This window comes from Microbacterium sp. CFBP 8801 (assembly GCF_014839455.1).
Classification (GTDB): domain Bacteria; phylum Actinomycetota; class Actinomycetes; order Actinomycetales; family Microbacteriaceae; genus Microbacterium.
In genome coordinates, this window is sequence record NZ_JACYNU010000006.1 from 194,697 (window position 1) to 205,547 (window position 10,851).

General features: G+C 66.0%; 13 protein-coding genes. 7 read left to right on the plus strand and 6 right to left on the minus strand.

All coding sequences use genetic code 11. From position 1 onward, the window contains the following. The first annotated feature begins 1 nt into the window (after nucleotide 1). From IFR11_RS09710 to IFR11_RS09725, 4 genes are all read left to right on the plus strand, one after another. Nucleotides 2–607: a thymidine kinase gene (locus tag IFR11_RS09710; protein WP_055838470.1), complete on the plus strand. Its 606-nt coding sequence runs from the start codon at nucleotides 2–4 to the stop codon at nucleotides 605–607. A gap of 49 nt (nucleotides 608–656) precedes the next feature. Further along, nucleotides 657–1,685, plus strand: a complete 1,029-nt coding sequence (gene galE / locus IFR11_RS09715) for a UDP-glucose 4-epimerase GalE (RefSeq protein ID WP_191916003.1) — start codon at nucleotides 657–659, stop codon at nucleotides 1,683–1,685. A gap of 64 nt (nucleotides 1,686–1,749) precedes the next feature. Continuing rightward, nucleotides 1,750–2,547, plus strand: coding sequence for a FadR/GntR family transcriptional regulator (locus IFR11_RS09720; protein ID WP_083285856.1), 798 nt, complete (start codon nucleotides 1,750–1,752; stop codon nucleotides 2,545–2,547). Then, on the plus strand, nucleotides 2,544–3,365 hold the full coding sequence (locus IFR11_RS09725; protein ID WP_191916004.1) for a siderophore-interacting protein: 822 nt from the start codon (nucleotides 2,544–2,546) through the stop codon (nucleotides 3,363–3,365). Before IFR11_RS09720 ends, IFR11_RS09725 begins: the two co-directional genes overlap by 4 nt. A 49-nt stretch (nucleotides 3,366–3,414) precedes the next feature. Here IFR11_RS09725 and IFR11_RS09730 read toward each other — a convergent pair whose 3' ends face one another. Then, nucleotides 3,415–4,194 (minus strand): HAD-IIB family hydrolase, encoded by a 780-nt coding sequence (locus IFR11_RS09730; protein WP_191916005.1) that lies wholly within the window; start codon nucleotides 4,192–4,194, stop codon nucleotides 3,415–3,417. 154 nt (nucleotides 4,195–4,348) lie between these two features. Beyond that, a complete protein-coding gene (locus tag IFR11_RS09735) occupies nucleotides 4,349–4,714 on the minus strand; it encodes an META domain-containing protein (RefSeq protein WP_191916006.1) in 366 nt (121 codons plus the stop codon). 160 nt (nucleotides 4,715–4,874) lie between these two features. On the opposite strand from IFR11_RS09735, the gene IFR11_RS09740 reads away from it, so the two are divergent. From IFR11_RS09740 to IFR11_RS16880, 3 genes are all read left to right on the plus strand, one after another. Continuing rightward, nucleotides 4,875–6,899, plus strand: a complete 2,025-nt coding sequence (locus IFR11_RS09740; RefSeq protein WP_206755302.1) for a S1 family peptidase — start codon at nucleotides 4,875–4,877, stop codon at nucleotides 6,897–6,899. Between the two features lie 514 nt (nucleotides 6,900–7,413). Continuing rightward, nucleotides 7,414–7,686, plus strand: a complete 273-nt coding sequence (locus tag IFR11_RS09745) for a hypothetical protein (protein ID WP_191916008.1) — start codon at nucleotides 7,414–7,416, stop codon at nucleotides 7,684–7,686. Between the two features lie 344 nt (nucleotides 7,687–8,030). Next, complete coding sequence (locus tag IFR11_RS16880) at nucleotides 8,031–8,198, plus strand: helix-turn-helix domain-containing protein (protein WP_441005408.1); 168 nt, start codon at nucleotides 8,031–8,033, stop codon at nucleotides 8,196–8,198. A 134-nt stretch (nucleotides 8,199–8,332) separates the two neighbouring features. On the opposite strand, the gene IFR11_RS09750 is transcribed toward IFR11_RS16880, so the two are convergent. The 4 genes from IFR11_RS09750 to IFR11_RS09765 all read right to left on the minus strand — a co-directional run. Beyond that, entirely contained in the window at nucleotides 8,333–8,725 is a 393-nt protein-coding gene (locus tag IFR11_RS09750; protein ID WP_191916009.1) for a hypothetical protein, read from the minus strand. Between the two features lie 199 nt (nucleotides 8,726–8,924). Next, nucleotides 8,925–9,374 (minus strand): hypothetical protein, encoded by a 450-nt coding sequence (locus tag IFR11_RS09755; RefSeq protein ID WP_191916010.1) that lies wholly within the window; start codon nucleotides 9,372–9,374, stop codon nucleotides 8,925–8,927. Nucleotides 9,375–9,443: 69 nt separating this feature from the next. Continuing rightward, nucleotides 9,444–9,929, minus strand: coding sequence for a hypothetical protein (locus IFR11_RS09760; protein ID WP_197978909.1), 486 nt, complete (start codon nucleotides 9,927–9,929; stop codon nucleotides 9,444–9,446). Then, a partial coding sequence (locus IFR11_RS09765) for a caspase family protein (RefSeq protein WP_191916011.1) occupies nucleotides 9,926–10,851 on the minus strand: 926 nt, incomplete at its 5' end. The genes IFR11_RS09765 and IFR11_RS09760, both read right to left, overlap by 4 nt.

Genomic DNA, 10,851 nt, shown 5'->3' on the forward strand with positions numbered 1-10,851 from the left:
CGTGGCGAAGCTGTACTTCCGCTACGGGGCGATGAATTCGGGCAAGTCGACGGCCCTGCTGCAGGCGGCGTACAACTACGAGGAGCGCGGCCAGCGCGTGCTTCTGGCCAAACCCGAGATCGACACCAAGGGTGCCGACCAGATCGACAGCCGGCTCGGTGTTAATCGCCCTGTCGACTTCCTGGTCGCTCCCGACGACGATCTCCGCGCCGTGTTCCAGAGCGCGGCGGGGCACGCCCCGGTGGCGTGCCTGCTGGTCGACGAGGCGCAGTTCTTCACCCCCGCGCAGGTCGACGACCTGCTGCGCATCGCGGTGCTCGACGGCATCCCGGTGCTCGCCTACGGCATCCGCACCGACTTCCGCACCGAGGCGTTCCCGGGGTCTGCGCGGCTCATGGAGATCGCCCACAGCCTCGAAGAGCTCAAGACCATCTGCCGGTGCGGGCGCAAGGCGATCTTCAACGCGCGGCTGGTCGGCGGTCGGTTCGTCTTCGACGGCGATCAGGTCGCGATCGACGAGGGCCAGATCGCGGGCGAGGTCACCTACGAGTCTATGTGCGCCGTGTGCTACCTGCGCGAGTCGGGCGGCCGGCTCGACGGTCGCTGACGGGCGCCCCGCTGCGAGGGCCGCGGGCGCCGGGCGATAGCCTGGGGTCATGCGCGTACTCCTGGCCGGCGGTGCCGGTTATATCGGAACCCACACGGCCGTAGCCCTTCTCGAAGCCGGGCACGACGTCGTCCTCCTCGACGACCTGTCGGGCACGCACGCCGTCGCCGCTGAGCGCGTCGAGCGCATCACCGGTAAGCCGGCGCCGCTCGTGGTGGGCGACGCCGCCGACGACGCGGTCGTGTCGGCCGTCTTCGACGAGCACGGCCCGATCGACGCGATCATCCACCTGGCGGCGTTCAAGGCGGTGGGGGAGTCCACGCAGAAGCCCCTGGAGTACTACTCCAACAACCTCGACACGACCTTCGCCCTGCTGCGCGTCGGTATCGCCCACGGCATCCGCTCGTTCGTGTTCTCGAGCACCGGCACGGTGTACTCCGACCCGGCCGACCTGCCGTTCACCGAGGAGTCCACCACGAGCGTCGACCTGTCGAACGCGTACAGCAAGTCCAAGCGCATGAACGAGGTCGTGCTCGCCGACGTGGCGCGCGTGAACCCCGAGCTCAACGTCACGGTGCTGCGCTACTTCAACCCCGTGGGGGCGCACCCGTCGGGCCTGATCGGCGAAGACCCCGCCGGCATCCCGAACAACCTCATGCCGTTCGTCTCGCGCGTCGCGATCGGAACGCTCGACGAGATCGGCGTCTTCGGCTCCGACTACGACACCCCCGACGGCACGGGCCTGCGCGACTACATCCACGTCGTCGACCTGGCCGAGGGGCACGTCGCCGCCCTCGAGCAGGCACAGCCCGGCCACCAGGTGTTCAACCTCGGTACCGGTCGCCCCGTGAGCGTGCTCGAACTCGTCGCGTCGTTCGAGAAGGCCGTCGGTCACGATCTGCCGAAGAAGATGCTCGACCGTCGTCCCGGCGACGTCGCCGCGACGTACTGCGACCCGACGAAGGCCGCCGACGTCTTGGGGTGGCGCACGCGCTTCTCGATCGACGACGCGTGCCGCGACTACTGGAACTGGCAGACGACCAACCCGGCGGGCTACGCGAGCGCCGACGCCTCCTGAAGAGGGCACACGTAAGGTGGTGTGGTCCGGCCACGCCGCCTCGGTCGGTCGAACGGGGGATGCCATGCCGGACACCGCACCGCGCGCCTGGCAGGTCGTCCTGGAGCGCATCGAGGCCGACCTGCGCGATGGACGCCTCGCCGCCGGTGATCGGTTGACGCCCGAGCGCGAACTCGCTGCCCAGCTCGGGGTGGGACGTTCCAGCGTGCGCGAGGCCATCCGCGTGCTCGAGGTGCTGGGCGTCGTCCGCACGGCCACCGGCTCGGGACCGAACGCGGGGGCGATGATCGTCACCACACCGCGTGGGGGACTGGGGGCGTTCCTGCGTCTGCAGGTGGCCGCCAACGGCTTCCCACTGGCCGACGTCGTGCGCACCCGCGTGGTGCTCGAGTGCGACGTCGCCGAGCGCCTCGCCCGGGGCGACGCCGACCTCACCGAGGTCACCGGGATCTTGGATGCCATGGATGCCGCCGACCTCGACCCCGTCGAGTTCCTCGCCCTTGACGCGCGCTTCCACCAGGCGCTCGCCGAGGTGTCCGGCAACGCGGTCGTCTCGGCGATGATGGCGGGGCTCCGGAGCTCCATCGAATCGTACACGCAGGCGGGGGCCGCGCGACTGAGCGACTGGCCCGCCACCGCCGCCCGGTTGCGCGGCGAACATCGCCGCATCGTCGCCGCCGTCGCGGCGGGCGAGGCCGCGCAGGCGCGCGAGAGCGTGCGAGCGCACATCGCCGACTACTACGCCCAGGTGGCTGTCGCGCTGAGTCCCGACGACCGCGGCGACGCCGCCGTCGCCGGTGCGGCGCGAGACGCCGCGACCGTGGACCGGGCCTCGATGCCCGCGAGAGAGGACCCCTCATGACCGACCGTCCCGCGCGCCCGCCGCGCCCCCAGCACGTTCTGCACGTCGTCGCGACGGAGCGGCTCACGCCGCACCTCGTGCGCGTGCGGGCACGGGGCGACGACCTCGCCGCGTTCCGAGAGAGCCCGCACACCGACAAGTACGTCAAGATCACGTTCGCCAAGGCGGAACTGGGATTGGAGCCGCCGTACGACCTGGCGGCGCTGCGCGAGACGCTGAGTCCCGAGGATCTTCCGGTCACCCGCACCTACACGGTGCGTCGGGTCGACGGTGACGAGCTCACCATCGACTTCGTCGTGCACGGTGACGAGGGCCTCGCAGGCCCCTGGGCGGCGTCTGCGCGTCCCGGCGACCGCCTGGTGGTGTCGTCACCCGGGGGAGGCTATGCGCCCGACCCGGCGGCCGCCTGGCACCTGTTCGTCGGAGACGAGTCCGCCATCCCCGCGATCGCCGCCGGTCTCGAGGCGCTCGCCCCGGATGCCGTGGGCACGGCCTTCCTCGAGGTGCAGAACGCCGACGAGCAGGTCGAGCTGGTCGCCCCGGCCGGCGTCGAGGTGCACTGGGTGTACCGCGGCGCGGCGCAGGCGGGTGCGTCAGCGGTGCTGGCCGACGCGGTGGGCTCGTGGCATCCGCTTCCGGGGCGGGGCCAGGTGTTCGCCCACGGGGAGCGCGAGGCGATGAAAGCCCTGCGCGACATCGTCTTCACCCGGTGGGGTCTCGCCCGCGATCAGGTCTCGCTGTCGGGCTATTGGGCCTACGGCCGGACCGAGGACCGGTTCCAGGCCGAGAAGCGCGAGCCGATCGGTCAGATCCTCTGACACGGGCATCGCCGCGGCCTCGGCCCGGCTCACCGAGCCGGGCGCGACGTCAGGCGCCGGTGCGCTCCGGCAGCGTGGGCACGAGCGTCTCGAGGAACGCGGCGGTGTCCTCCCACCCGTGCACGGCCTGGCACTGCACACCCATCGCCAGCACGGGGTAGTCGTTGCCGTCGGGGTCGAGGCGGTCGCCGACGAAGAGCATGTCGTCGAGGGGGATGCCGGTGGCCTCGGCCAGCTTGTTCATGCCGTAGGCCTTGTCGATGCCGCGGTGGGTGATGTCGACGGACGTCGACCCGCCCGAGCGCACCTCGAGATCGGGGATGCGGGCGGCGACGGCTTCGCGCAGGGCGTTCTTCTTCTCGCCCGTCGGGTCCCACGCCATCTTCGCGTCGAGGGGAGCCGACTGTCCGAGCGCCGAGAAGGTGATCTGCGAGCCCCGGTCCTCGAGGATGTCGCCCCAGGGCTCGGCCTCCCACAGCCCCAGGCGCTCGGCCTCTTCCTGCACGGCGGCCAGGGCGCGCTGCTTCTCGTCGTCGGTGAGCGAGTGGGCGTAGACGGTCTCGATGCCGTCGGTCGACAGGCGGTAGTACTGGGTGCCGCACGTGGGCATGAGGTGCAGGTGTGCCAGAAGGGCCGGGTCGGCCTGCGGCAGACGCTCGACGACCTGGCTGCGGAACTGCTGCAGCTGCCCACCCGAGATGATCGCGACCTCGACGCGCTCGGCGAGAGCCAGGAGCAGGTCGCCGATGCGCGGATCGATCGCGGACTTCGACGGGGCGAGGGTGTCGTCGAGGTCGAAGGCGACGAGGCGGGGCGAGGCGTCGGACACGGTTCTCCTGAGGAGGTCGGTGGTCGTCGCCACGCGGACGTGCGAGGCGCGGGCCCGCGGAGTGCACGGCCTTGTCGATTCTACGGGCGAGGGTGTGCTCGCCCCGTCGGCCGCGGAGACGGCCGAGGCGGGTGACCCGGTGAGCTGCGGCGTCTCACGCCGCGCGGGTCAGGGTGCCGATGCGCGTGCCGTCACGGTCGAACACCGTCATGGTGTCGCCGTCGACGCGCGCGCAGGCGGCGGTCCGCAGCCAGGTGTCGACACCGAGGCAGGCCTTCATCGTCGACATCCCCCGCCGGAACTCGAGCGCATCGCCGTCGCGCACGTAGGAGCCGGCGACCCCGTTGCAGCCGTCGCTGCCGCGCAGATCGCCATCGGTGAACTCGAGGAATTCGGAACCGTGCCCGTTCCAGCGACCCTCTTCTTCGGCGGGGGAGGACCCATTGATCCGCCCGCCGCCGGACACCATTCCGATTCCGACGAATGCAGTTGCGGCGAGGGCGAGAATGCGGGGGAACATGAGAGTCTCCTCATTTACGAACGAATGCGGAAAAAAAGTCATAAAGAACTATCAGGTTGTCGTAGGGTAGGCCGCGACGCTGAGAGGTGGGTGGGGACCCGAATAGCGATCCCCGTCCTTCTCGTTGTGCGTTTTTCCATCAAACACATGAGATGAGACGATGACACGAAACATGAAGCGTTTGGGGTGGGCCGGAGCATCGGCCGCCGTCGCGCTCACCGCGTCCGGTCTGCTGGCCCCTGCTGTGGCCTTCGCCGGTGAAGACCAGTCGACCGCCCCCACCACGGGCCCCGAATTCGATGCCACCGCGCAGCGGCTCATGACGAGCAGCGACCAGGTGCAGGGCGTCGCCAAGGACGGCTCGGGCAACGTCGTGGTGTACACCACGGCCGACGAAGCCGACCTCCAGGGTGAGGCCAAGTCGTTCGTCGACACGAAGTCGAACGTCGTCGTCAAGAAGATCGACCCCATCAAGGCTGCCGCGACCAACGACCTCGTCGGTGGCGCCGGATACCTTTCCCCCGCCGGTGGCAACTCCGTCGCCCTCTGCTCGGTCGGTTTCACCGGCTGGACGCCGCAGGGTGACCCCGCGGTCATCACCGCCGGTCACTGCAACGCCGACGGCTCCCTCACCGAGAGCCTGCTCTCGCTTCCCTCGGGCGACCCGGCCGGCGGCGGCGACAAGAACAACGCCGACATCGCCGTCAAGGCGCCGCTCGGCACCCTGGCGTTCTCGCAGTTCGGCGGACCGGGCAACACCCCGGGCGCCGAGGGCGACACCTCGTCGGTCGACATCGCCACCATCGATGTGACCAACACCGACCTCGACCTCCTCCCCGAGATCACCGACTGGACCACGGCCTCGTCCGAGGACCTGTCGGCGTCGACGACCGACGTCCGCGCCATCGGCTCGGCGCAGGTCAACCAGCCGGCTTCCAAGTCGGGCCGCACGACCGGTCTCACCACCGGTAACGTCACCGGCGTCGAGGGCTGGATGCGCGTCGCCGAAGAGAACGACGTGCGTTGGGTCTACGGATTCGCCGTCGAAGGTGACATCGACACCGTTCAGGGTGGCGACTCCGGTGGAGCCGTCTTCCAGGGCACGACCGCTGTCGGCGTGGTCTCCGGTGGTAACGAGACCGGTACCTTCCTCTGGGCCGCCGACCTGCAGGCCGGCCTGGCTCGCACCGACGGCTACTCGGTCGCCGTGAAGGTCGACGCTCCCGCACTGACGACTCCCGCCGATGGCGGCACGGTCGGCGTCGGCGGCGCCATCTCGGGCACCGCCCCCGCGGGCACCACCCTGAAGGTCACCCCCGAGGGTGGCGACACCTTCGACGTGGCCGTCGACGGTTCGGGCAACTGGAGCTTCACCGCTCCCGACAAGCTCGGCACCTTCTCCTTCTCGCTGCGCGCGGTCAACGGCTTCAACAAGTCGGCTTCGGTCGACGCGTCGGTCGAGGTCAAGGCGGAGGCCCCGGTCATCACGAGCCCGGCCAACGGTTCGACCGTCGAGAACGAGGTCACCTCGATCTCGGGCACCGGCCTCGCCGGCGCCACCGTGACCCTCGCGGGTGACGCGAAGGGCAGCGCCAAGGTCGCCGCCGACGGCACCTGGTCGGTCACCACCGACCTCGCCATCGGCACCTACTCCGTCACCGCCACGCAGGCGCGCGACGGTCAGACCTCGGCCGAGGCCACCTCGTCGTTCACGGTCGCCCCGTCGGCTCCGACCATCACGGGCATCCAGGACGGTGCCTCGTACTCGGGTGCGGCGATCCCCACCTCGATCTCGGGCACCGGTCTCAACGGTGCGGCGATCTCGGTCACGATCAACGACGCGAAGGTCGGCGAGACCACCGTCAAGGACGGCAAGTGGTCGATCGTGCTGAAGAACGCTCTCGGTGAAGGCGCCTACGCGGTCGTCGCCACCCAGACGGTCAACAGCGTCTCCAGCTCGGCTTCGGTCAGCTTCTCGGTCGCCGCGGCTCCCGCCCCGGCGCCCTCGCCCTCCGGTACCCCTGCCCCCGGTGGCAACCCCGGTAACGGCAACGGCAACGGTGGCGGCGGCCTCGCCGTGACCGGTATGGGTGACCCGACTCCGCTGGCCTGGGGTGCTGTCGCGCTCCTGCTCGGTGGCTTCGGTGCCTTCGGTTACCGTCGTCTGCGCCGCGCAACCCGCTAAGCGCATCTGAAGAGCACCCCCGGTGCCTCCCCGTTTCGGGAGGTACCGGGGGTGCTTTTTGTTCGCGTGGGCCGTTCCCGTCGCCGCGCGGACGTCGTGTCCTCGAAGGTCCCCCGGAGGGCACGTTCATTCCGGTTGATCGAAGGGGCGCAGAAGAATGCGGGAGCCCAGGGATCATTCCTCGCGCCTGGGCTTCGCCGGCCGACCCGAGAATGCGGGCTTCACAGCTGCTGGCGTCCACGTCGCTGTGACGGTCGCCGCACGCAGAGAATGCCCCCGCTCTCTCGCGAACATTCGCGCGACCCCGAGAAAACCAGAAAGGCCCCCCGCTTCGCGGAGGGCCTTCTGTGATGCAGTGGTCGACCTGATACACCTCTGTTCCCAATATTCGACAACGGTGGTCGACCGCCCCGTAGCGGTCGCGTTCGGGACCGCATGTGAACCGACCCAGGCAGTGGAAGTGCCGTCTGCGCCGCGTCGTTGGACACGCCTGAGCCTCGCCGACCGTGTGCGAGTGGTCGAGCGGTACGAGGCGGGGGAGATGTCGACGGACCTAGCCATTGAATTCGGAGTTGCGAAGTCCACGATCCTCGCCATCCTGCGTGAAGCGAGTGTTGTGCGACGTCGGCAGCCACTGACTCCGCAGCAGGTGGCCGATGCTAAGGCGCTCTATGAGTCGGGCCGCTCGCTGTCACATGTCGCCATGAAGATGTCGCTCAAGCAGGACACGATCCGGCTGGCGTTGAAGGCCGCTGGTGTCAAACTGCGGCCGCCAACGGGAGGCTAGCTCTGCATCGATTCTTCGACGGTCATCACCGTCCGACGATTGTTCGAGTAGCGCTCACAGGGCGGGCACGGTAGGACCAGCCTCTAAAAAATCGGGAGGGCTGCTTCCACCTCTAGAAAGGCTACAGAAGCTGGCTGAACTCGCTGCGGTCGTGCCTGCAGATTCCACCGCTGACCTGGATGAAAAGAGTCGCACCTGGCTCATTCGCCGTCGTCTCAGCGACAAGCAGGTTGCAGGGTTGGTGGAGCTGTATCGATTGGGGCCTTGGCACGCCGGCACTTTCCGAGCGGTTCGGCATCTCGAAACCGAGTGTCCTCTACCTACTTCATGATTATGGTTTTCGTATGCGTCGTCAGCCACTGACGAAGACGCAACGAGCTCGCGCGGTGCAACTGTACGACGAGGGTCTCGCGATCAAACCGATCGCGGCTGAACTTGGCTCCAGCTTCGGCGCGGTGCATCGAGTACTGAAGGCGGAGGGTGTCATGCTGCGTCCGCGGCCTGGTCGGTGACGAGACGCTCGGGTGACTGGTTTGATCAAGGACGGGTTGTCCGGCCCGTGCGGCTGGAGCCGGAAATGAAGAAGGCCCGCCTCCCGCGGGCGGAGGAGTTCACGGGGAACTCACTCCACCCGGCGGGGTGCGGGTTACAAAAGGCCGGCGTCACTGAGTACCCGACGATCCTTGGACTTCTGCGGTGTTCGCACCGCCACGCGCCGCGGATCCTCCGCGACGCGGTAGAAGTGCAGCGCGGTGATGCTGTCGATACCGCTCGAGACGTACTGCGGCTTCAGCCCCAGCCCATACTCGGCGAGCTGTTCCTCGAGTGCGATCTCGAGTAGATCGGTGAGGTGGTCGATCTCGAGACGATCTTCGGTGAAGCTCTGCGCGATCTTCCAGAAGACGCCCGTCAGATCACTCGATCCGAACCCGACGACCTGCATGTCGAGCTCGAAATGGCCGTTCTCGTCGAGATAGTGCGGCAGGTTCCCGAGCCACACCCATTCGGCTAACGCCCGGAACGCCTTCCAGTCGAGCACGGCTCGTTGATGATCCAGGTTCTTTGCTTCTGCGTCTCCAGTCACTTGAACTCCCATTGTCATGGCCAGCTAATGCTTGGCGACCTGCGCGGTGCAGGGATCCGGACTTCGGAAAATCAAGATCTCTGCATCGCACGTAGGGAAGTGTGACTCTCAATAGTTATGAATGATCGGCGGGGAAGTTGCAAGCACAACCAATTCAGGGCGCGTCCGCGCCCTGGTTGCTAGAGTCGGCTTTCTCGGCTTCATTGCGGGCATGCTCGAGTAGTGCCCGGGCGAGTTTGTCGTAGTCCGGTGTGGGGCGTGCGAGCCCACGAACACGGATGTTGTAGATCCGCTTGCGTCCAACTCGTCGAACAGGTGCCGCCAGGCAGAGGGTGTTGTCGTCTCTCCTCTTCATGAGCGATCTTTCGGAGCAGTAGCGCATAGATCTTGCCGGCTCGCGGGGGAGTGAGGGTGATTCATGCCCCGCGCGTCGTCGATGGGTGAGAGCTTCATGGTCTGTCAGCTGCTCGGCTGGACGGTAGTACTCATGGAGCGTCAACTGATCCATGTAGTCGAGAAGGATGAAGGAGTGACCGCCCCGTTGCCAATCCTCAACAAGAGCACGGCGTTGCTTCAGGTAGGCGGGGTCGGTGAGACGAGGCATAGCTGTTGATTACTATGCGCCGATGCGGATCGAATGGCAACCGAGGGGCATTTGACGATGCCGTACAGTCTACTTACGTTCCGATCCTTCGGGCCAAACGATTGATACTTTGCGCCCAAGTTTTCTGGCATAATCGACCACATCAGCGGTCCCGCCTAGCCCAGCGGCAGGCTTTCCGTTCCACACCGCAATTATTCGATCTGAATTTTCAACGACGTATCGGCCTGCGGCCCAAAACGCTTCTTCGTTTGACTCAGCGTTGCCCATCTTGATGACGGACTCTGCCATAGCCAGGAGGCGGCGGTACCTGATCAAACCTGCTTCGTCGAAAGTGCTGTCGTAGTCCTCAGAGGGAATAACTGCTGTCAGTATTCCTCCATGTTTGAGAATGAGGTCGGCAAAGATTTGGTCGGCTCCTTCTGCGAGGGAGGAGAGACCTACGACTTCTGCGTCTGAAGACAGTACGCGGTCGATCTCATTGCGAACAAGCGTCTCTGTCTGCTGTGTTAACCCTTGATGTCCGGTGAAGCCGATCCGTTCTACTCCATGGGTCATATACGTCGCTCCGCTGCTAGCTTGCGATATCTCTGTCCCAACAAAGTAAGTTTACATCCGGTGCTATTCATGGCCGCAAAGTATAGGAACTCTTCGTCGACCGCCTCCACCAATTTTGCATCGCGACACTTCTGAAGCTGCTTGAAGATGGCAACTTTTGTCGGATCGGAATTTGGTTGGGTATCTTCGTATTCTGGGTCGAGGGGAAAGATGTGATCTGCGGTCGGGAACCAAGTTGGCAAGAGTCTCAACGTTTGCACCGAAACAGATGGAGAGGTCTTTCGGAGTGACTCAACCTTGCCAAGATGAGCCTTGAAGAGAGGCCTTTGGTCCCAGGCCCCGAGAGCTTCTTCAACGTACGTATATACAGCTGCTGCTGACACGTTGCCCAACACGTCGGCTGCTCCGCCTTCGAGGGCCGCGCATACCAACTCTGTGAACATGCCATTGCCATTAATTTCGGCTGCAGTTTGTCCCGCTCGAGCTGCGGTGAGGATGGACACGCCCTCACTCACCGACGCTGCATTGTTATTCGCCGATGGTGAAGCGCCGAGCGCCCCACTCATGCACGAGTCAAGAATAATGACGCACTCTTTTGCGGCGGACGCGTTCGCTCGGGACAGTATTTCCGACAGGTTTACACCTTCGTCTCCCGACTCGAAGTCGGGCGTGACTATGTACCCGCCGAGATCGTTTTCGGTGCCATGGCCAGCGAAGTAAAAAAGTGCAACGTCCGTGTCGCTGCCGTGTGCAAAAAGTCTTTCAAGATCGGAACGAAGTTGCGCGCGCGTAATCTGGGCAGTTTCAGAAGTTCGTAGAACCACTTCAAAGTTAGGTGAACCGTCATGGTTGGCCTCGAGGAGTGATGCGATTGCATTTGCATCGTTTACGCAACCGTGAAGCGGCATGCTGGGGTAGTCGT